The organism is Peribacillus sp. NPDC094092 (genome assembly GCF_050279365.1).
Lineage (GTDB): Bacteria > Bacillota > Bacilli > Bacillales > DSM-1321 > Peribacillus.
Map to the genome: position 1 here is coordinate 558837 of NZ_JBNNUC010000002.1, position 20277 is coordinate 579113.

Annotated in this window: 24 protein-coding genes; 22 read left to right on the forward strand and 2 right to left on the reverse strand. The window is 42.5% G+C overall.

Features of this window, described 5'->3' with window-relative positions; all coding sequences use genetic code 11:
- Positions 1-18 precede the first annotated feature (18 nt).
- The 11 genes from phnG (at position 19) to ACQKNS_RS11740 (ending at position 9457) form a co-directional block, all read left to right on the forward strand.
- Entirely contained in the window at positions 19-444 is a 426-nt protein-coding gene (gene phnG, locus ACQKNS_RS11690; protein ID WP_427643030.1) for a phosphonate C-P lyase system protein PhnG, read from the forward strand.
- A gap of 12 nt (positions 445-456) precedes the next feature.
- The gene (gene phnH, locus ACQKNS_RS11695) at positions 457-1074 is read left to right on the forward strand and encodes a phosphonate C-P lyase system protein PhnH (protein ID WP_427643032.1); all 618 of its coding nucleotides are present in this window, start codon (positions 457-459) and stop codon (positions 1072-1074) included.
- A complete protein-coding gene (locus ACQKNS_RS11700) occupies positions 1056-2192 on the forward strand; it encodes a carbon-phosphorus lyase complex subunit PhnI (RefSeq protein WP_427643034.1) in 1137 nt (378 codons plus the stop codon). The genes phnH and ACQKNS_RS11700 overlap by 19 nt, the downstream gene beginning before the upstream one ends.
- On the forward strand, positions 2185-3039 hold the full coding sequence (locus ACQKNS_RS11705; RefSeq protein WP_427643035.1) for an alpha-D-ribose 1-methylphosphonate 5-phosphate C-P-lyase PhnJ: 855 nt from the start codon (positions 2185-2187) through the stop codon (positions 3037-3039). The genes ACQKNS_RS11700 and ACQKNS_RS11705 overlap by 8 nt, the downstream gene beginning before the upstream one ends.
- Positions 3040-3885 carry an ATP-binding cassette domain-containing protein gene (locus ACQKNS_RS11710; RefSeq protein ID WP_427643037.1) on the forward strand — a complete coding sequence of 282 codons (846 nt, stop codon included), beginning with the start codon at positions 3040-3042 and terminating at the stop codon, positions 3883-3885.
- Positions 3886-3916: 31 nt separating this feature from the next.
- A complete protein-coding gene (gene phnM / locus ACQKNS_RS11715) occupies positions 3917-5095 on the forward strand; it encodes a phosphonate metabolism protein PhnM (protein ID WP_427643038.1) in 1179 nt (392 codons plus the stop codon).
- A gap of 23 nt (positions 5096-5118) precedes the next feature.
- Positions 5119-5832: a phosphonate C-P lyase system protein PhnL gene (locus ACQKNS_RS11720; protein ID WP_427643040.1), complete on the forward strand. Its 714-nt coding sequence runs from the start codon at positions 5119-5121 to the stop codon at positions 5830-5832.
- A gap of 128 nt (positions 5833-5960) precedes the next feature.
- Positions 5961-6995 carry a phosphate/phosphite/phosphonate ABC transporter substrate-binding protein gene (gene phnD / locus ACQKNS_RS11725; RefSeq protein ID WP_427643042.1) on the forward strand — a complete coding sequence of 345 codons (1035 nt, stop codon included), beginning with the start codon at positions 5961-5963 and terminating at the stop codon, positions 6993-6995.
- 26 nt (positions 6996-7021) lie between these two features.
- Complete coding sequence (phnC, locus tag ACQKNS_RS11730) at positions 7022-7810, forward strand: phosphonate ABC transporter ATP-binding protein (protein WP_427643044.1); 789 nt, start codon at positions 7022-7024, stop codon at positions 7808-7810.
- The gene (locus tag ACQKNS_RS11735; protein WP_427643046.1) at positions 7800-8585 is read left to right on the forward strand and encodes a PhnE/PtxC family ABC transporter permease; all 786 of its coding nucleotides are present in this window, start codon (positions 7800-7802) and stop codon (positions 8583-8585) included. Before phnC ends, ACQKNS_RS11735 begins: the two co-directional genes overlap by 11 nt.
- Before the next feature lie 59 nt (positions 8586-8644).
- The gene (locus ACQKNS_RS11740; protein WP_427644185.1) at positions 8645-9457 is read left to right on the forward strand and encodes a PhnE/PtxC family ABC transporter permease; all 813 of its coding nucleotides are present in this window, start codon (positions 8645-8647) and stop codon (positions 9455-9457) included.
- A gap of 155 nt (positions 9458-9612) precedes the next feature.
- Here the strand turns inward: ACQKNS_RS11740 and ACQKNS_RS11745 are convergent, their stop codons facing one another.
- Positions 9613-10116: a DinB family protein gene (locus ACQKNS_RS11745; RefSeq protein WP_427643048.1), complete on the reverse strand. Its 504-nt coding sequence runs from the start codon at positions 10114-10116 to the stop codon at positions 9613-9615.
- Between the two features lie 359 nt (positions 10117-10475).
- Positions 10476-11072, reverse strand: a complete 597-nt coding sequence (locus ACQKNS_RS11750; protein ID WP_427643050.1) for a TetR/AcrR family transcriptional regulator — start codon at positions 11070-11072, stop codon at positions 10476-10478.
- A gap of 373 nt (positions 11073-11445) precedes the next feature.
- Here ACQKNS_RS11750 and ACQKNS_RS11755 point away from each other — a divergent pair, with 373 nt between their 5' ends.
- The 11 genes from ACQKNS_RS11755 (at position 11446) to ACQKNS_RS11805 (ending at position 20248) form a co-directional block, all read left to right on the forward strand.
- Complete coding sequence (locus ACQKNS_RS11755; protein WP_427643052.1) at positions 11446-12201, forward strand: SDR family NAD(P)-dependent oxidoreductase; 756 nt, start codon at positions 11446-11448, stop codon at positions 12199-12201.
- Positions 12202-12271: 70 nt separating this feature from the next.
- Entirely contained in the window at positions 12272-12457 is a 186-nt protein-coding gene (locus ACQKNS_RS11760; protein WP_427643054.1) for a hypothetical protein, read from the forward strand.
- Positions 12458-12493: 36 nt separating this feature from the next.
- Positions 12494-13165, forward strand: coding sequence for a YdeI/OmpD-associated family protein (locus tag ACQKNS_RS11765; RefSeq protein ID WP_427644186.1), 672 nt, complete (start codon positions 12494-12496; stop codon positions 13163-13165).
- A gap of 112 nt (positions 13166-13277) precedes the next feature.
- Entirely contained in the window at positions 13278-14288 is a 1011-nt protein-coding gene (locus tag ACQKNS_RS11770; protein ID WP_427643055.1) for a permease, read from the forward strand.
- Positions 14288-15052, forward strand: a complete 765-nt coding sequence (locus ACQKNS_RS11775; protein ID WP_427643057.1) for a TIGR03943 family putative permease subunit — start codon at positions 14288-14290, stop codon at positions 15050-15052. The genes ACQKNS_RS11770 and ACQKNS_RS11775 overlap by 1 nt, the downstream gene beginning before the upstream one ends.
- A gap of 133 nt (positions 15053-15185) precedes the next feature.
- Positions 15186-15641, forward strand: a complete 456-nt coding sequence (locus ACQKNS_RS11780; RefSeq protein ID WP_427643059.1) for an RrF2 family transcriptional regulator — start codon at positions 15186-15188, stop codon at positions 15639-15641.
- Positions 15642-15715: 74 nt separating this feature from the next.
- Positions 15716-16426 carry a DsbA family oxidoreductase gene (locus ACQKNS_RS11785; RefSeq protein ID WP_427643061.1) on the forward strand — a complete coding sequence of 237 codons (711 nt, stop codon included), beginning with the start codon at positions 15716-15718 and terminating at the stop codon, positions 16424-16426.
- A 131-nt stretch (positions 16427-16557) separates the two neighbouring features.
- Positions 16558-16839 (forward strand): hypothetical protein, encoded by a 282-nt coding sequence (locus ACQKNS_RS11790; protein WP_427643062.1) that lies wholly within the window; start codon positions 16558-16560, stop codon positions 16837-16839.
- Between the two features lie 431 nt (positions 16840-17270).
- The gene (locus tag ACQKNS_RS11795) at positions 17271-18086 is read left to right on the forward strand and encodes a uroporphyrinogen-III synthase (protein WP_427643064.1); all 816 of its coding nucleotides are present in this window, start codon (positions 17271-17273) and stop codon (positions 18084-18086) included.
- Between the two features lie 12 nt (positions 18087-18098).
- Positions 18099-19547 carry a uroporphyrinogen-III C-methyltransferase gene (gene cobA / locus ACQKNS_RS11800; RefSeq protein ID WP_427643066.1) on the forward strand — a complete coding sequence of 483 codons (1449 nt, stop codon included), beginning with the start codon at positions 18099-18101 and terminating at the stop codon, positions 19545-19547.
- Positions 19548-19837: 290 nt separating this feature from the next.
- Positions 19838-20248, forward strand: coding sequence for a DUF4064 domain-containing protein (locus ACQKNS_RS11805; protein ID WP_427643068.1), 411 nt, complete (start codon positions 19838-19840; stop codon positions 20246-20248).
- Positions 20249-20277: the final 29 nt, after the last annotated feature.

A 20277-nucleotide genomic window follows, 5' to 3' on the forward strand; every position in this document is an offset into this window, starting at 1 on the left:
ACATTGGAGGCCAATGGAATGAGAAGAAGGGAAAGAACCGAGATTTTGATTCAAGGGTCTGAGGACATTGCGAAGCGATTTGCCAAGGAAATAGTAATGAAATATAAAGTTACCGTCATTCAAAAGCCTGAGAGTGCCCTTGTGCTGCTAAAGACAAGGGAAACGGCAAAAAAGAGCTTGTTTTATCTTGGGGAAATGCTGGTGACTGAATGCACGGTCCAAATCCAGGATGCAATCGGGATTGGCATCGTTAAGGGACATCAGGAAGAGCTGGCACATTGTTTAGCCATCATTGATGCTGCTTATCAGGCTGATCTTGGCGAAACGAGAACATGGTCACCTGTTTTGGAAAAAGAGAAGGGGAATATACAGAAAAATCTTCAAGAGCTGAATCGATCAATCTTAAAAACCAAGGTTAACTTTGAAACAATGGATGTTCAATAAGGGGGGAAAGCAATGAATTTGGATGTAGTTCATGATATACAAACTGTTTATAGAAAGCTTGTAACGGCGACTTCAAGACCTGGAAGTTTAGTGGTTTTTGAGAGGGAAGCCAAGACTTTGGATGTTCAAATGGAATGCCTGTCTTCTACTATCCTGCTGGCACTTACTGTACTTGACCCTGAAGTGACGTTCAAGGTCATTGCCAAGGAGGGGGAGACGGTCTCAAGAATGATCAATCAGCTTACTTATTCAAAGCCTGTCGATTTGCCGGAAGCGGATTTTATCTTTATTTTACATGATGCGTCCGAGGAGCAAATGAAGGAAGCGATATATAAAGCAAAGAAAGGAAATCTGTTGAACCCCCATGAATCGGCAATGGTCATTCTAGAAGTGCCGGATGTGACGAAAGGGGACTCCATGATTCTTTCTGGACCGGGAATTCAAGGGGAATCATTCATAAGCCTCCCGAATGTCTCCGCCTGGCTTGGTGCAAGGAACGAAAAAAACATAGAATTCCCTTTAGGAATCGATATGTATTTTGTGGATCAATTAGATCGTTTAATCGCTTTACCGAGAACGACTCAAATCAAAGAAAAAGGGGGTGGGGTTATATGGGATATGTTGCAGTGAAGGGCGGAACAAAGGCGATTGAGGAATCCATCAAACGCTTAAAGTATGAACGGGTCAAAAAAGGGACGGCGATAGAGCTGCATAAGATAGAAGCTGGGATGAGAGGCCTGATTGATCAGGTTATGTCAGAAGGCAGTTTGTATGATCAATCACTGGCTGCACTTGCCATTAAACAGGCTGAAGGCAATCCGGAAGAAGCTGTTTTCCTCTTGAGGGCCTATCGATCCACTTTGCCCCGAAAACATGTTTCACGTGTGATCAGTTCTGAAAATATGAAAGTGGAACGGCGGATTTCAGCTAGTTTTAAGGATGTACCTGGGGGACAGATTTTAGGTGCCACGACCGATTATACTCATCGGTTACTAGATTCGGAGCTGGAAAATGAATCGGATATAAGCATTCAAGATTGGTTGCGGGCTTTTCAAGAAGAAAATCATTCAACGGAATTTCAGAACCATATAGCTGATTTAAACACTTTGCCTAAAGTTTTGGACTACTTAAGAAGCGAAGGCTTATTAGCAAGCTGTGAAAACAATGATTTGCAGCCTGGGGATGTTACAAGGAAAAGCCTGGAGTTTCCTTCAATGCGGAGTGAACGCCTGCAAATTTTAACAAGAGGCCAAACCGGTGCAGTGACATCACTTGCTTATGCAGTCATTCGTGGATATGGCGCACTCCACCCGACAGTAGGGGAGCTTCGCGTAGGTCAGCTGCCCGTCCATCTCGATCACCCGCTTCTGGACGAAGGGCAAGAGGAAGATAGCTATTATATTGGGGACTTTACAGCAACGGAGGTAGAGATGCTCATTCCGCTTACGGTAGAGAAAGAACAAGGCAAGAAAGAAATAGAGTTTGAGGTTGGCTATGGCATGTGCATGGGACAAAATGAAACAAAAGCAATCGCAATGGGCATCCTGGATAATTGCCTGGAAAAACCCAACAAGGAGTTTCCAAGCCATAACGAGGAATTCGTCCTTTATCATATAGATTCAGTGGAATCAACAGGTTTCATCTCCCATTTGAAGATGCCTCATTATGTTACGTTCCAATCCAAGCTTGATAGCATTCGGAAGTCAAAAGATAAGTCCACAGAGCAGGAGGTTGGCTTGCATGAATAAAACTTATAATTTTGCATTCTTTGATGAAGGGTCGAAACGGGAAATTAGAAGGGCGACACTGAAGGCGATTGCCATTCCCGGTTATCAAGTCCCATTCGCTTCAAGGGAAATGCCGATTGGGCGTGGTTGGGGCACGGGCGGACTGCAGTTGACATTGTCATTGATCGGAATGGATGACGTCCTTAAGGTGATCGACCAAGGTTCGGATGAATCCGTTAATGCCGTTAACATAAAAAAGCTCGTATCTGATACCACTGGGGTAAGGACAACGGATAGCACAAAAGATGCCACGTTGATCCAGTCTAGGCACAGGGTGCCGGAAGTGCCTCTGCAACGAGACCAGATTTTGATTCTTCAAGTTCCATTACCGGAACCTTTAAGGAATTTCGAGCCGAGCGAACATGAAACGAAAAAGCTTCATGCTGAGAAAGAGTATGGCGGAGCATGGCTTATGTTATTTGAACAAATCATGAAGTACGGAATAATGGCGACGGATGCAGACCATCCGGTGATGGTCCACGACAGGTATGTCATGGCACCAAGTCCAATACCAAGATTCGATAATGCCAAGCTGGACGAAAGTGAAGCGCTCATTTTGTTAGGTGCAGGCAGGGAGAAAAAAGTATATGCAGTACCTCCTTATACAAATGTATCATCTTTGGCATTTGATGATTATGAATTTGAAATCGAGTCCTTTACAAATCATGCTTGCATTCTCTGCGGGTCCAATGATGTGTTTTTGGATGAACTTGTTCATGAGGAATCAGGGGAAACGTATTTCCAATGCAATGATACAAGCAATTGCCTTGAAATGGTCAATCAAAAACAATCATTGGGGGTGAATTAAATGTCTGTGCTAGAGGTACCTGTATTATCGGTTAAACAAATGAACAAACAGTATGGTAACGGATGTTCCATTTGTAAACATATGAAAGTAGGAAAAGTGGCGAAAAACTATTGCCATGACTGCGGTACGGTATATGCCTGCAGAGATGTGACGTTCGATTTGTATCACGGTGAAGTTCTCGGAATTGTAGGGGAAAGCGGGAGCGGCAAATCCACTTTGATGAAAAGTTTATATTTTGACGAAGAAGTGACAGGTGGAGAAATGTATGTGGCTGGCTTTGAGGATGGAAAAAAGAATGTATTCATGGAGTCTGCCCAGAAAAAAAGATTCGTTCGAAACCACCTGATGGGGAAGGTTTATCAAAACCCGATTCTAGGGTTGAAAATGGATTTCTCCTCGATAGGCAATATTGCCGAGAAGTTAATTTCAGCCGGGAACAGACATGTTGGCAGCATGGAAACAAGAGGCGCCGAACTCCTTGAAGCAGTCAATATCCCCATTCATCGAATGAAAGAAGAACCAAGGAATTTCTCGGGCGGAATGCAGCAACGGGTCCAGATAGCCAAAGCATTGTCCAACAATCCACCCATACTGCTTTTGGATGAGGTCACCACGGGTTTGGACTTATCCGTTCAAGCAAGTGTATTGGACATTATTAAAGGCCTCCAAAGAGATTTGAATATCAGCATTGTATTGGTATCCCATGATTTGGGCGTAATCCGGATGCTTGCAGACCGTACGCTCGTCATGCTGGAGGGGAAAGTAATCGAGCAAGGTTTAACAGATCAAATACTCGAAGATCCACAGCATCCTTATACCCAACAATTAGTACACTCATTGCTGTAAAAGAAACTAAAGGAAAATGGGGGAAGAGACATTGTTGCTGATTAAAAATGGAAAAATAATAACGGAAGAATCAATCCTGTTGGACCATGATCTCTTAATTAAGGATGATAGAATTTGCCGGATTGCACCTGTGGGGGAAATCGAAACGATTCCTGGGATGGAAGTGCTGGACGCTATGGGTGGATATGTTTCACCTGGTTTCATAGATCTCCATTCGGATTATATTGAACATATGACTGCGCCGCGCCCGACTTCTTTAATGAATTTTCAATTGAGCTTAAGAGAAACGGAAAAGGAACTGATTACGCACGGGATCACGACCATGTTTCATTCTCTGTCACTCTATAAATCCACTGAATACGCATATAAGCCAATTCGGGAGCCTGAGAATGTAAGGAAGCTCATCGACTTGATTGATGAAACACATACGATGAAGCACCTGGTCCGTCATCGGTTTCATGCCCGTTATGAAATCGATAATTTGGAGGATATTGATAGTTTAAAAGAATATGTTTCCGAAAAGAAAGTGCATCTGGTCTCATTCATGGACCATACTCCAGGACAAGGGCAGTATCGGCACCTTGAGATATATCGAAACACTTTAAGGGGGTATAACAATTATAGTGATGAAGCCATTGATGTGATGATACGGACTCATCAAGTGAAAGAAAAGCTGACGATTGAAAGAATGAAGGAGATTGCACTTCTAGCAAGGGAAAATAATATTGCCGTTGCCTCACATGATGATGATTCAATAGAGAAGCTTGAATTGGTTCACAGCTTCGGAACAAGTATAAGTGAATTTCCAATCACACTTGAGATTGCCCGTAAGGCCCATGATATGGGGATGTATACCATAGCAGGTGCACCAAATGTGCTTTTGGGAGGTTCCCACAGCGGGAACTTAAGTGCCTCTGAAGCCATTCAGGATGGAAGCATAGACATATTATGCAGTGATTATTACCCTGCGGCCCTGCTGCATTCAGTGTTTGAATTGGTTGAAAACCATGGGATGGATCTTGTCGATATGTTTAAGCTAGTTACGATTAATCCCGCAAAGGCAGTCAAGATGGAGGACGAAATTGGATCGATTCACGAAGGGAAGAAGGCCGACATACTTATTATTGAAAAAATTTCGGGTGATTTCCCTGTCATAACAACTGTGATTGTAGACGGAAAGTTGATTCAAAAAACGAATTACAGGATCTGAATTTTTAGAAAGCGGGTGGGAAAGTGGAGAACATATTGGAGATCACTGATTTATCAAAGTCTTTTATATTACATAATCAACGCAAGAATATCCATGCGGTCAGCAACATTACGATCACAGTGAAAAAAGGCGAATTCATTGGCATTACGGGCAAGAGCGGCAGCGGAAAATCAACGATCCTTAAATCGATTTATGGTACCTATCGGGTTCAAGAAGGAGACATCTGGTATGAATCTTCCCACTATGGTGCGATTAATCTGGCAAAAGCTACTGAAAGGGAAATGATTTACCTGCGTAAGCATGAGATAGGCTATGTATCCCAATTTTTGAATGTCATGCCAAGAACTACAGCAAGGCAGCTGGTTACCGGTGCCATACTTGAGATGGGACAGACAAGGGAAATGGCCAATATCGAAACGGAAAAGATCCTCGACCACTTCGAAATAGGAAAAGAGCTATGGGACAGTTATCCTGCTACTTTTTCAGGAGGGGAGAAGCTAAGGTTAAATATAGCAAGAGCAATGGTGAAAAGGCCGCGGCTCCTCCTGCTGGATGAACCGACTGCAAGTTTGGATCACGATTCAAAAGTGAAGGTGAAAACCCTGCTGGAACAGCTAATGAAAGAAGGAACGACAATGCTGGGCATTTTTCATGACTTGGAGTTCATGAATCGGTTAGTAAATAAAGAATATAGCATACAGAATGGATGTTTTACTCAAGCTATTCCAAAAATTTAACGGCGAATTCACATAAATTTTACTGAATATTCAGCCTTCTTAACAGCAGGTTAGTATTGTACCGGTATTGTTATATGGGAAGTGACTGAAATAAGAAAAGATCTTTTAAATAGGAGGGAAGATGTATCGTGAAAAAATCGGTGATGTCCATATTGATGTTAGTTATTTTGCTGGTGTTCACAGGCTGTTCATCCACTAGTTCAACAGGTGCAAATGAAGATGATACATTAACAGTGGCATGGCTGCCAAATGAATCCGGGGAAGATTTAGGGGAAGCCCGCGATGAAATCGGGAAGATCTTGGAGGATGCAACCGGAATGAAAGTCGAACATAAGACCACTACGGATTATAACATTGCAATCGAGGCAATTGCTAATGGAAACGCGGATTTAGCATTCCTGGGAGCGCAAGGATATATTGAAGCAAACAACAAAAACGATCGTGTTCAGCCTCTGGTTGTTCCAAGCGGTGAATCAGGTACGTTGGATGATGCAGTCTATAATAGCTGGCTGGCCGTTCAAAATGCAGATGAATATAAGATTGACGGCGAATACAAGATAGACGGTATTCAAGGGAAAAAGTTCTCTTTCGTATCAAATAGCTCTACATCTGGCTTCAAGGTTCCTTCCACAGGAATCGTTGATTACTTTTCGCAGCAAGATAATTTTAAGGAATTGAAGGCCGAGGATTTATTGGAAGGCGGGAAAGATAAATTCTTCAGTGAGGTGCTTTATGGCGGTTCGCACCAAGGATCGGCTGTTAATCTTTTGACCGGGAAAGCGGAAGTGGCGGCTTTTTGTGATACATGTGTCAATAATTATGTGGAGCTGGCTGATGGGGAAGAGAATAAAGCAGGTGCTGTTTATAAGGTAAAGAAGGATGCAGCTGAACCCTTCAACACTGTTGTAGATAAGACATTCTCACTCATTTCAGTGACCCCGGTTCTGAATGCACCTTTCGTTGTCAATACCGATTTAGTCAGTGATGAAACACGTGAAAAAATTCTTGAAACACTGATGTCCGATGAAATGGCAAATAACGAGAAAGTGTTTGCACCAGAAGATTCTAAGTCATCAGGTCTATTTAAACGGGTGAGCGGAAAAGAAAGATTGGTAGAAGTTGAGGATGACTGGTTCAATCCAATCCGGGAACTATCTAAATAAAGGCAGTAAAATCAGGAGGATCATACATGAAAACATTATTGGAAGTCAAAAATGTCTCAAAACATTTTGGAAATGGAACAAAGGCGTTATCCAATATTGACTTCACTGTGAAAGAAGGAGAGTTCGTTTCTATCATAGGGCCATCTGGAGCAGGGAAATCGACACTTCTTCGATGCATCAATAGGATGATCGATGCTTCCAGCGGGGAAATCATTTTTGATAATGATCATGTATACAAGGTGAATAAAAGGGAGTTAAAGAAAGTACGAAGGAAAATAGGGATGGTTTTTCAACATTACAATCTTGTAAATAGACTAAGTGTGATTGAAAATACCCTGCATGGACGATTAGGCTATAAATCTACACTGGCTGGAATTCTTGGCCTTTATAGTGAAGAGGAGAAACTTCAGGCTGCTAAAGTTCTCCAAATCCTCGGTCTGGAAGATTTGATCTATAAAAGATCCGACCAGTTGAGCGGAGGCCAGAAACAACGGGTTGGTATTGCGCGGGCGCTTATCCAAAATCCTAAATTGCTATTATGCGATGAACCGATTGCCTCCCTTGACCCGAATTCTTCCAAAGTGATCATGGATCATTTAAGGAATATCTGCACTTCCATGGGAATCACGGTCGTAGTCAACCTGCATCAAGTCGATGTTGCCCTGAAATATTCAGATCGAATCATCGGTGTGAACGGCGGGAAGATTGTTTTCAATGGAACAACTCAAAATATTTCCTCAAATGATATCCACCAGATTTATGGATCGGATGAAGGAAAATTGATGTTTGATTTGGGAGGTTCCCATGCCGGCTGATGTTTTTGCAAAAAAGAGAAGGAATTCACTTGTATTGTTTTTGCTTATTGGAGCTGCGACGGCTGTTTCCATGATCATTACAGAATTCAGCATCGCAAAAGGGGTTACTTCGGTTCCTAAGGCCATACAATGGTCGTTATCGAACTTTTATCCAACAAAGGATTCCCTTGCCAAACTCCCGGACATTTTGATAAAGCTGAAAGAAACGCTTTTAATATCCGTTGCTGCAACCACTTTCGCGGGAATATTGGCCTTTGTATTTGCGATATTGGGTTCCAATACGACAAGGGTGAATGCTTTTTTCGGAGGGTTCAGCCGCGGGGTTGCCGTTTTATTTAGAAATATTGATGTCTCAATATGGGCGTTAGTTCTGTTATTTTCATTTGGACAAAGTTCCTTGACCGGCTATTTTGCCTTGTTTTTCGGATCTTTCGGTTTTTTAACAAGAGCTTTCATTGAAACGATCGATGAAGTGAGCGGCAGTTCCGTAGAAGCTTTGCAGACAACAGGGGCGAGTTATCTAACCGTCATTTCGCAGTCTGTCATCCCTTCAGCAATTCCCCAAATGATCAGCTGGGTACTTTTTATGATTGAAACGAATATCAGGAATGCAACATTGGTCGGACTGCTTACAGGATCGGGTATTGGTTTTACGTTTAATCTTTATTATAAAAACCTGAGTTATGACATTGCCAGTCTTGTCGTCATTACGATCATCATTTCGATATTATGTATTGAATTGATCTCAAACTATGTGAGGAGGGTGATTTTATAATGCAGGCAGAGGGTCCAATCAAACCATTTCCTTCTCCTACTGGCCAGGATTTAGATAAAATGCTGCTTGAACGACTATCCAAAAAGCCCTTCTCGAAATCTTCGATCGCCATTAGGTTGTGTGTGCTGGTACTGGCAGTTTTGACCTTATACGCTTTTGCCAGTTTTGATTATAAGGATGTTAAACTTTGGGACGCGCTGCTATTGACCGCCGATAATTTGAAAACCATGTTTTTTGAGCCGCATTTGAAGCACTTTACCTTCACTCAAGCGCTTTATCAGGTGTCGATTACATTAGGTTTAGCTTTTTTGACGACAATATTTGGTGCAATCATTGCCTTGATGTTAGGGCTATTAGCGGCTGGAAATATCTCGTCCAAGCCATTATCAATTGTCATAAAGGGATCGGTTGCCCTGATTAGAGCCGTACCTACCGTGTTATGGGTCCTCATTTTTGCAGTCGCAGCAGGGTTGGGCAGTGTAGCGGCAGTTATAGGGATGACGTTTCACTCCATAAGTTACCTTGTAAAGGCCTACTCGGAATCCTTCGAGGAAATGGATAAAGGTGCCATAGAAGCCCTGCAAGCAAGCGGAGCGAATTGGTGGCAAATCGTGTTCCAAGTCATCCTACCATCTTCGATCACTTATATCATTTCATGGACTTTCATGCGCTTTGAAATCAATTTTGCTGTGGCGGTCGCAATGGGCGCAGCGGCAGGCGCAGGAGGAATCGGCTTCGATATGTTCATGGCAAGTGGATTTTACTTTGACTTGAGTGAAATTGGAGCAATCACTTATTTTATCCTGATCATTGCAATCTGTCTTGAAGTCTTTGCAACACAAATCAAAAGGAAACTAAAAGTATCATCTTGATGCTAGAATAGGGAAATATAAATCTGCCCCTTCTATCATTTGGGTGCAGCCCCGAAAGTAGAGTTCGTTTCATAGAATGCATGAATGAAGACCACAAAATGACGTGGTCTCTTTGTTTGGAAATCAATTTAAATGTTGCCATTTTCATGAAAAGCTTATATAAGGGAGGACTTTATTTCTTGTATTTGTTTGATATGCCTTTGTTCATGTAAGGATAATAATTCAATCCATTGATCCAATGAGAGGTCCCCGAACAGGGGATGCTTGGCTTTCTTTCTATTTAACAAGATATCTGAATCCATATCATAAAGAACCTGTAATAATCGGTCCCTTGATTCTCCCAGCAAATCCATAAGCCCCGATAATTGAAATGGGGTTGAAGAGGGTGAAACGATGTCTGGGGATACGAATTTCTTTTTTCTATTAGTAACCAGGTAAATGTTTTTTTGAATGATATTATTAAAATCCCTTTCCCGAATGCCATTTTCTATAGCTTCGGTAAAAACCTGTTCAGTAAGATATAAATGATGGCAAATTTGCGCAATGCCCCATACTTCAGGTGCTGGCTTATGGTGGAGCATATTTTCATCCAACTCCGTAATTTCCTCTATTAACTGTTTTCTTGATTCGAATAGCAAATCATACTCGATATAATTCATGAGAACTCCCCTTTTGTGACACCCCACATGAAAGCATCACTGAATTTTTGATATAGGAAAAAACAAAGGGATATCTGACTGCATAAAGAATGCATAAAAACGACGGAAAAAACACCTGATTTAAAGTTGGAGCCATGGATGGTAGTGCTTCATGTTTGCCGGAGTGTGACACTATCCTTTTAAACAGGGTTTAGAAAGAGTTTAAAAGATGTCTCGCATGTACAACGAAAAGAAATGTTTTAAATGGTATTAATAATGTTTGGAGGAAGAAATACAGATCCGAAGTCAGGTCTGTATTTCCGGTGTATTCATTTTTTCAGGAGCGTTGATACCCTAATGCCTATGCACATTACATAAGTTTATGCCTGTAATTGACGCATTACTTGGTTAACGGAAACCTTAATGGGGTGGATATCTTTTGAATTCCATAATAAAAGTCCTTGATTAAGTGAAATAAAGTAAATGGCAAGTTCCAATGGGTCACCATCCACAAAAATTCCTTCCTGCTGTCCTTTACTGATAATACGGGCAATCCCTTTCATGGCTGTAGCATATTTTTGATTCAATTCTTGTTTAATCTCATGAGAGAGCGTGTCAGAATGTTGGGCTTCATTAACAAGAACACGGCGGTCCGATGCTTCCTCTGGCGAACCGGAAAAAGTGAGTTCAGTGAACCAAACCAGTTGATCCCAAGGTGTGCCCTTTCTATTTTCCGCCTCATTCACTGTTTCAATAAACATATCCAGTACGTTCATGATAATGGAAACATAAATATTCTCTTTTGATTTGAAGTAATGGTAAAAGAGTCCATGACTTAAATTCACGGATGAAGTAATATCGCTGATTTTTGTTGCGGCAAAGCCCTTGCGTGCGAAAATCTTCAGTGCAGCACTACTGATTTCCTCATAGCGCTGATCTCGGATTATCTTAAATTGTTCATCATTTTTTGGAGCCATCGTTGATTCCTCACTTGCTGAGTAATATTTCATCATTGTTGCATTTGGCTTATTTTTTAAAAAAAGACCGGTAGGAAATTTTTCAGTTCATAAACACTCTACCATCTAAGTTTAGCATAGTGATGGGGCTTTTTAACATTCATTAACTTATTTCGATGGGAAAGGGTGATTATCCTCGTTTTTTAGCGAATGTATTTTTGATTGACTCATCAGTCAACTTTTTGATTGACTTGTAAGTCAACGTTATATATTATGGGTTCATGCTCATGTGCATATTCACAATACCGATGTAAAAAGCATGAATGAATGCTATATGCATAGAGGCAGTTCATTGCATTTCAAAAATACATGTACTTAAAAAGGGGATAGAAAAATGAGTAGACTTCAAGGGAAAACCGCTATCATCACTGGGGCAGCTGGCGGAATTGGTAAAGGTATGGCCATGGCTTTCGTTAAAGAAGGAGCAAAAGTGGCAATCATCGATTTAAATGAAGAGCTTGGGAACCAAACGATAAAAGAATTACAAGAATATCAACCTGAATCCATATTCATCCAAGCTAATCTTGCAGAACATGACAAATTGGCTTCAATTGTTAAAGAAGTGGCTGATACATTCGGGAAAATTGATATCCTGGTAAATAATGCACACGCTTCACGAATGGCTTCCATTGCTGACACAACACAAAAAGAATTGGATCTATCCTTTAATACGGGATTCTATCCAACCTTCTACCTCATGCAAGCTGCATTGCCTTACTTAAAGGAAACACAGGGTAAAATCATTAACTTTGCTTCAGGTGCCGGGATTAATGGGGATGTCAATCAAGGTACGTATGCAGCAGCAAAAGAAGCAATCCGAGGAATTACCCGTGTTGCAGCAAATGAATTCGGTCCATTCGGCATCAATGTAAATATCATTTCCCCGATCGCCAAATCACCTGGCATGCTTCAATGGGCAGAAGAGCAACCAGAATATTATCAAAACATGCTAGCTAAAATTCCTTTAAGAAGACTTGGTGAGCTTGAAAGTGACATCGGACGTACAGCTGTATTCCTGGCAAGTGATGATTCTGATTATATTACTGGTCAAACAATCATGGTGGATGGCGGTTCCATTAAATTACGTTAAGTTCATTGGCTAAAAATCCGTTACTTAGTCGAAGCTCCGGTCAGCATGTTGCCCCATTCGCTATGGGGGCTTGGGATATGATGTTACATTTGCGGGTGATGCAATGGGAAGCTGGACGATTGGTGTGTTACTAAGTGCTTTAGCCTTCGGTGTTCAAACAAATCTATTTAAAAAGGACGGAAGAATATTTCCCGTCCTTTTTCTCTTGAAGAAAGAAACAATAAGAAAAGTTGCTAACGCAATGGAGAGCTTATAAACTGAGGATAGTCAAAATGAACGAGGATGGTGATTGCTGATGGCTAAAACAATAGTTGAAAAACTGAATTTACATAAATATGAACGGGTTGCAGTCTTGAATCTTCCAGCAGGGGCGGATTACTTAGCAGAGCTGCCGGATTACGATACAGAGCTTAATGAAAGTGCCTATGATCTTATATTTGCTTTTGTATTGGATATGGATTCTTTAAAAGGAATCGTAGATAAGGTGATCGAGAAAAGTCATTTGAATAAAAAGGGCTATATTTATTTGGCGTATCCCAAAAAGGGGAATAAAGAATATGCTACATATATTCATCGTGATGATCTGATGCAAGGCCTCGGTGCGGATGATGACGGTTATGTTGGGGCGAGTGACCTGAAGTTTTCACGTATGGTTGGGTTGGATGATGTCTTTACGGTAGTCGGACTGAAAGTAGATTCGAAAAATAGAAACCGGACATCTACTAAAGCAAGCCAATCAGTAGATGATTATATCGAAATGATTTCTGAAATAGAAAAAGATTTGCAGGATTCTCCTGATTTGCTTGCGTTCTATCAATCACTTACCCAAGGGTATCGCAAGGATTGGGCGAGGTACGTGTATAGTGCTAAACAGGAGGCGACCCAAGTGAAACGGCGCCAGGAAATGAAAACGATTTTAGGAGAAGGTTACAAGAGCAGGGATCTATATCGAAGAAATAAATGAGGGTGGGGAATGTCTTCCATTCTCTTTTTTTCATGTTCTTTTCATCCTATCAAAAGCATATACTAGACCGAAAAATAAATCGTAATAATTATGATTTGCGAGGTGGCAGAATATGCTTTTGAAACGATTCACGGGAAATTTGCTGTTAGTGATGCTGCTGTTTTTGATGCTTGCATTCTTTTTCCTAGGCGATGTATTCATCCCAAAAACGATTGATCTCTCGGGCTACCCGATGCTTCACTCTGTGTTCGTCGTATTTTTGGGATTGTTTTTAGAATCGGTTCCTTTCCTGTTCCTGGGGGCCATTGCCTCATCGTTCATCCATTTGTTCATCAGTGAAGAAATCATTCAGCGGATGATACCAAAAAGGCCCCTGACGGCCATTTTTGCTGCGATAGGCGCGGCGCTGGTCATTCCGGTTTGCGAATGTGCAATCATCCCGGTCGTCCGGAAATTGATTCAAAAGGGCGTCCCGGTACATGCTGGTGTTGTCTTGCTCGTAACTGCCCCAATATTGAATGTCATCGTGTTCGGCTCCACTTATTATGCGTTCCAAAATAATCCGGCCATTCTATATGGAAGAATTATTCTTTGTGTCCTGACGGCCATAATCGCAGGTTTATTCATTCATATATTCAGCACGAAAGATGTGGTGAAAGAGGATAAAATCGAACTGGTTCACGGGCATGAACATGATATCCGGTCCAGTAGATGGACAAGCTTCATGGAACATACTTCACAGGAATTTTTTATGGTCGGCAGATACTTTATCATCGGGGCCTTGCTTGCCAGTGTTTTTCAAGTGTTTATGGATCGGTCCGTAATGGCCGATATTGGTCAGGCGCCAATGAAAGGCACGGCATTCATGATGGGCATCGCATTTGTGCTTTCACTTTGTTCATCAGCTGATGCATTCGTTGCCGCCTCCTTTTCCCACACCTTTCTGCCAGGCTCCATACTCGGTTTCCTTGTATTCGGTCCCATGCTGGATTTAAAAAATGTCCTGATCATGATGTCCTGTTTTAAACGGAGTTTCGTCATCACGTATGTCCTGCTTGTTTTCGCAGTCGTCTTCAGTCTCTGCCTGATTGCAGGCGGATTGATCAGTAAGGGGGGATTCTGATGAAACGTTTATTTATCCATAGACTTGAAGGATTGCTGCTGCTTGGACTGGGCCTCATGATCTTTAAATTGTATGTTTCAGGATATTTAACGAAATTGATTGCACCCAAAATGGTTCCATATGCATTGGCGGCGCTTTTTGCCTTTTTAGTGATCAGCCTTCTCCGGGTGAAAAAGCAAAAACAAGGTGGACATCATTGTGATTGCGGATCGAATGGAGAGTCTTCTTCGTCCGCATTGATCCTGAAATATAGTTTGTTCTTCATTCCGATTCTTTTGGGCTTCATCTTGACCGATTTTACATTAAGCGGGGAAGTGCTGGCGAAAAGGGGGATGGCGAAGCAGCAGTCACAGATGGTTGGTTCATATGATTCTGGGAAACATGCAAATGGGGAGAAAATCTCCGTAACCGATGATAATTATTTTGAAGTACTGGATGATCTACTGAACAACCTCGATAAGATCGAGGGGAAGGAAATAGAGATTTCGGGGTTCATATACCGTGAGGATGCATTTACGAAAAAACAAATGGCCATCTCCCGCCTCTCCATGTCCTGCTGTGTGGTCGATGCGACGTTATATGGATATATGGTCAATGGGAACGTGGAAGGAATGAAGACGAATGATTGGTATACGATTACAGGGACATTAAAAAAAGGAAGCTATAAAGGGGAACCTGTACCTGTGATCGATTTAAAGGAGTCGAAGAAAATAAAGGCACCAGAAGAAGCTTATTTATATGAAAATGTACAAATCATTCAGTAGAATTGGAAAACCCGGCAAAAGGCCGGAAAATCTTGCGCTGCGGTCGAAAAAAGCGGAAACGGCGCCATTTGTTCGCGAGCCCGTAACATAGTATAATGTCCTTACCATGGATAGGGTGTAAGGGGGGATAATCATGTCTTCAGGTAATCGAAACAATCAAATCGGACCGCCGCGTTTCGCTATTGCCATTCACTCTCTGGTTTGGCTCGCACAAAGCGAAAAGCTCCTGACAAGTTCGGCAATCGCCTTAAAGGTGAAGTCACACGCCACTTTTTTAAGAAGGGTAATGGCCCAGCTTGCAGCTGCGGGAATCGTCGAAACAAAGGAAGGACGGGAAGGCGGATATAGCTTGAAGGTGCCTGCGTCTCAGCTTACTTTGGCGGATGTGTATCAAGCGGTAAGGCCGGAATGCCTTGTTTGTATGGAAACGAGCGAATGCGGTGAAGTCGGGAAGCAGCTGGATACGGCATTGGAGGAAATCATGAACGAAGCCGAAAAGGAAACATTGCGCCTTCTAAAGGGCTATACATTGGAAGAATTCATGAAAAAGGTCGACTTCACCAATTTTGAAAGTGAGTGTCTGGGTTAATATCCTTGCCAGAGGATACCCAGGATTATATAATGTGCTTAATGCAATTGCATTTAAAATGAGGAGGTATTTACATGAAGGTGGAAATTTGGTCGGATTATCAATGTCCGTTCTGTTATATAGGAAAGCGTCGATTCGAAGAGGCGTTAAAACAGTTTGAAAATAAAGATCAGGTAGAGGTCTCATTTCGCAGTTTTGAGTTGAATCCAGATGCTGAGCGGGATATCAATATGACCCAAAATGAAATGCTGGCCAAGAAATACGGCATGTCCCAAGCGCAGGTGGAAGCGAGCAGCCAAAACCTGACTCAACAGGCTAAAGAGTTGGGACTCGACTATCATTTGGATAAAGTGGTCTTAACGAATTCGTTCGATGCCCACCGGTTGATGCACTTTGCTGAATCAAAAGGTAAAGAGAACGAAATGAATGAACTTCTGTTTAAAGCATACTTTACGGAAGGCAAACATATTGGCGATCACGCTACATTGGCTAGTTTGGCTGAAGAGGCCGGTCTTGAAAAGTCCGAGGCGGAAGCCATTCTGGCCGGAACGGCATTCACTGCAGAGGTTAGGGGAAATGAGCAAGAAGGAAGCCTGCTTGGTATTACAGGTGTGCCCTTCTTCGTCATTAACCGCAAGTATGGAATCTCCGGCGCCCAGCCAACAGAAGCATTCCTGGATACGCTTAAAAAAGTATGGGCTGAGGAAAATCCGCTTACAATCGTGAATGATCCAGCAACAGGCGACACCTGTACGGACGGTTCCTGTAACGTGCCGGAAAAATAATGCAGATATATAAAGAAGGAGACCCGAAACTGGGTCTCCTTTTTACTTAAAAAGGAAATGTAATGTCTGGCAAAGAATATAGTGTATAGGATGGATTTTCGAAAAAGCCCGAAATGAAAGGGAGATAAAATGTGTATATCATGATTGGAATACTAGTCTTCATGATTGCCTGTGCAGTAACGGCCAAACTAATTTCCTATAAATATTGGACATGTATCTATACGGCATTCGGGAATGAAAATTATTTTAAGGTAGTTGCAAAGTTGGAAAGGGAAGGGATACAATTCAAAACGAAAACGCCTATGAATTCAGGCTCCGAAAACTTTCAAAATCGCCATGAAACCATTCAATATGACTTTTTTGTAAAAAAGGAACTGGAGCATATTGCCCAAAGGGCCATACACAAAACTTAATAAGTGAACATCTTGAATCTGGCTGCCCTGGTGGCAGCCTTTTTCTGCTGCAAGAAAAGGTAAATAGGGAATTGAAGGTTCACGTATGTGATAATAGTTCTATTGAACTAACGGAACTGCTCTAACAATCAATCTTTGTTCCATTCCTATAAGAGAAATGACCTGGAGTGAACTCCAGATCAAATATTACTTCCTTGGGAATTCACGAGTAAATGTCCGGAATTGACGAGTATTTGCTCCAAATTCACGAGTAACGCCCGGAACTCACGAGTATTTGCTTCAAACTTACGAGTATTGGACTTATAAGAAGAAAAATGCTGCTCCATTGCATTGATTTTGATATGGAATTCGTTTTTTATAGTTTCAAAGACTGAAAATTTGTATAATGGGTGAGATGGATTTAATTGAATGTACATATAGGAGGGGCATGGATGAGTAAGCTTAATGGCAGGACCGTTGCTTTATTGGGAGCGCGGAAGACGGAAGAACTTAGTAAAATCGTTCAAAATCTTGGGGGAGTCCCGCTCGTTCGCCCGGCACAGGGGACGGTATTCCTGGATGATTCCCACTTGGAAGAGGATGTCACCCGGTTGATGGCAGGGGAGTTCGATTGGATCATCCTTACGACGGGAGTGGGGACGGAATTATTATATAAAACGGCAGTGAAGATGGAAGCGGGAGATCGTTTCATTGAAGCTTTAAAGTCCATGAAAATTGCAGCCAGGGGCTATAAAACGGTGAATATGCTGAAAAAGCTTGGCCTGCAGCCATTAATCCGGGATGATGATGGCAGTACGGCAGGGCTTGTTCGCAATCTGGAAGGCCATCTGCCTAAAGGTGTAAAGGTCGCTTTACAGCTTCACGGCGACCCGGCTCCTCTTCTGATGAACTGGTTGGAAGAACAAAAAGTGGAACATAAAGAAATTCTGCCATATGAACATATACTGCCCGAAAAAGAAACGATGCAGCAGCTGATCCAGGAAATCCTGGAAGGCAAAATCGATTCGGTTGTGTTCACGAGTGCACCGCAGCCGCGAAATTTAATGAGGTTTGTCCGTGAACAAGGTGTGGAGGATAAGATAACCGACCTGTTTGCATCAGATGTAATTGCTCTTGCGGTCGGAAAGGTAACGGCGCAAGTAGTGATCGATGAAGGAATCGAGCGGGTCATATATCCAGAAGATCAGCGGATGGGCAGTGCAATGGTGGAGCTGGTGAAATATTATCATGGAATAGCTAGCAGATAGGGGGAGTTCGGCATGACCAGGGGTAAGGTCTATTTTGTGGGCGCTGGTCCGGGTGATGTGGGCCTTATTAGCGTAAAAGGTCAAAAAGTGATTGAAAATGCGGACATCATTTTATACGACAGATTGATTAATCCCAAACTGTTGGAGGCTGCCACCCTTGATTGTGAAATGATATATTGTGGCAAGACACCTTATACGAATGGCATCAGCCAAGGGGAAATCAATGAGCTGCTTGTTTCCAAAGCACTGGAAGGGCATAGGGTCGTTCGCTTGAAAGGCGGGGATCCTTCCGTTTTTGGAAGAGTAGGGGAGGAAGCTGAATCGTTGAAAGATGTGGGAATCCCATTCGAGGTCATTCCGGGGGTTACGTCCAGCATTGCTGCATCCATGTACGCCGGAGTCCCTGTCACGCATCGGGATTATGGACGTTCCTTTGCAATGGTGACTGGCCATGACCCAAAGAAGAAGGATATGGATTGGAACGGGCTTGTGAAAAGTATCGATACGGTGGCCTTTTATATGGGGGTGGCCAACCTTCCGTATATCCGCGAAAATTTGATCAATCATGGAAAGCCGGGGAATACGCCGGCACTCGTCATACAATGGGGCACTTATGGAAGACAGGAAAGTGTCGAGGGGACTTTGGATGATATCGTCGAAAGGGTAAGTGAAAGGTCGCTTGGCAATCCTGCGATAACTCTTGTCGGGGATATCATTTCACTAAGGGGAAAGCTGCAATGGTTCGAAAAGAAGCCACTGTTTGGGCAACGGTTTTTAGTGGCCCGGACCGGGACGGCAAAAAGTTCCCTGGCTGAAACCCTGCTTGACCTTGGCGGAGAAGTCATCGAGTTTCCTAAATGGAATGCAGCAAAAGCGAAAATAGGTGAAAGTCAGCTGCTTTCATTACTTTTGTATGATCGGATTCTCTTCACTTCGCCCGAAAGTGTCCATGGATTCTTGGATTCACTTACTGAGCATGCTATTGATTTCCGCCGGATTTCTTCTAAACTTTATGTGTTATCAAGGAAATCGAAAAAGGCTTTACAGCAACGGGGACTGATAGCCGAGCTCAAATCCGAGATGCAGGAAGCCGGAACCCTGTTGGTTGTTGGAGATCGAAACAGAGATCAACGAGATCCGGCTCATGAAGAAGGGGACTATTTTCAATCAGCCGATAAATTCGTCGATGAAAGATTCCTTGAAATCTTTCCAAGGATGCTGGACGGGATAGCTGTCGGAACGGTACTATTTTCAAATCGGCATTCAGTTGATATGCTGATGCAATATGGAAAAAAGGCAGAAGTGGATGTTGAAGGGCTGCTAAATCAAGCCTCCATCGGTGTAATCGGGGAGAGTACCGGCAATAGACTTAAAGACTATGGATTTACAGTGGATATGATGCCGAAGGAACCGTCTGTCGAACAATTGGTGGATCTGATCTTGAATAGGAATGTTTTTTAGGCTCTGATAAAAACAGAGCCTATTTCCTTTCGAGGGGATTCATAATTCATGACCATTTGAAATGTTGTTTGTGGCCTATCGTGTTATCATTTAATTACGGGGGAATCCGGAAAGTTCGAAGCCCTCACTTACTGCTTTTAGGATGACTGACTGTCCATTTTTCGGATGGGCGTGAATGGATTTGATCAGCTTCCCAAATGAACGCTCATAAGATTTTGGGGAGTAAGGTCTTTTATTCCTTCGCAGATTGGGTATTATATATACGTGACTTTTCCAGGGAGGCGAAGTAAATGAAACGGACATGGGAATTCGTATTAAGTATCATAGGCGTTGGGATCGCTGCGGTTTTTTTAATCATGACGATCATAGCGGCCGTTTATCTCAACAGCATCGATATGAAAGAAATGATGGACTACTCTTTAATGACAGATTCTGAGTTTACCTCGTCTGAGGTAGATATGTCGATCAAGTTGTTCATGGGCATACTATGGGCGGGAATCATATCGCTGTTCATTGCATTGGCGGGCGGTTTGATCGCTATCTTTCTATTAAAAGGCGGCAAAGCGAAGGGAGCCGGAATCTTATTGATCATTACGGGCGTTCTGACGATCTTTCATGTTTGGCCGCTTATTTTCTTCATCCTACCGGGTATCATGTGCCTAGTAAGGAAGCCGAAGGAAACGGTGGAAGTGATCGTATGATCCGACACAATACATAGCGTGAGTCGAAA

Excerpts from the sequence above, each read along its gene's own strand:
- phnG (WP_427643030.1), top strand. The coding sequence starts at position 19 with ATGAGAAGAAGGGAAAGAACCGAGATTTTGATTCAAGGGTCTGAGGAC.
- phnH (WP_427643032.1), top strand. The coding sequence starts at position 457 with ATGAATTTGGATGTAGTTCATGATATACAAACTGTTTATAGAAAGCTT.
- ACQKNS_RS11700 (WP_427643034.1), top strand. The coding sequence starts at position 1,056 with ATGGGATATGTTGCAGTGAAGGGCGGAACAAAGGCGATTGAGGAATCC.
- ACQKNS_RS11705 (WP_427643035.1), top strand. The coding sequence starts at position 2,185 with ATGAATAAAACTTATAATTTTGCATTCTTTGATGAAGGGTCGAAACGG.
- ACQKNS_RS11710 (WP_427643037.1), top strand. The coding sequence starts at position 3,040 with ATGTCTGTGCTAGAGGTACCTGTATTATCGGTTAAACAAATGAACAAA.
- phnC (WP_427643044.1), top strand. The coding sequence starts at position 7,022 with ATGAAAACATTATTGGAAGTCAAAAATGTCTCAAAACATTTTGGAAAT.
- ACQKNS_RS11735 (WP_427643046.1), top strand. The coding sequence starts at position 7,800 with ATGCCGGCTGATGTTTTTGCAAAAAAGAGAAGGAATTCACTTGTATTG.
- ACQKNS_RS11740 (WP_427644185.1), top strand. The coding sequence starts at position 8,645 with ATGCTGCTTGAACGACTATCCAAAAAGCCCTTCTCGAAATCTTCGATC.
- ACQKNS_RS11745 (WP_427643048.1), bottom strand. The coding sequence starts at position 10,116 with ATGAATTATATCGAGTATGATTTGCTATTCGAATCAAGAAAACAGTTA.
- ACQKNS_RS11750 (WP_427643050.1), bottom strand. The coding sequence starts at position 11,072 with ATGGCTCCAAAAAATGATGAACAATTTAAGATAATCCGAGATCAGCGC.
- ACQKNS_RS11755 (WP_427643052.1), top strand. The coding sequence starts at position 11,446 with ATGAGTAGACTTCAAGGGAAAACCGCTATCATCACTGGGGCAGCTGGC.
- ACQKNS_RS11770 (WP_427643055.1), top strand. The coding sequence starts at position 13,278 with ATGCTTTTGAAACGATTCACGGGAAATTTGCTGTTAGTGATGCTGCTG.
- ACQKNS_RS11775 (WP_427643057.1), top strand. The coding sequence starts at position 14,288 with ATGAAACGTTTATTTATCCATAGACTTGAAGGATTGCTGCTGCTTGGA.
- ACQKNS_RS11780 (WP_427643059.1), top strand. The coding sequence starts at position 15,186 with ATGTCTTCAGGTAATCGAAACAATCAAATCGGACCGCCGCGTTTCGCT.
- ACQKNS_RS11785 (WP_427643061.1), top strand. The coding sequence starts at position 15,716 with ATGAAGGTGGAAATTTGGTCGGATTATCAATGTCCGTTCTGTTATATA.
- ACQKNS_RS11795 (WP_427643064.1), top strand. The coding sequence starts at position 17,271 with ATGAGTAAGCTTAATGGCAGGACCGTTGCTTTATTGGGAGCGCGGAAG.
- cobA (WP_427643066.1), top strand. The coding sequence starts at position 18,099 with ATGACCAGGGGTAAGGTCTATTTTGTGGGCGCTGGTCCGGGTGATGTG.
- ACQKNS_RS11805 (WP_427643068.1), top strand. The coding sequence starts at position 19,838 with ATGAAACGGACATGGGAATTCGTATTAAGTATCATAGGCGTTGGGATC.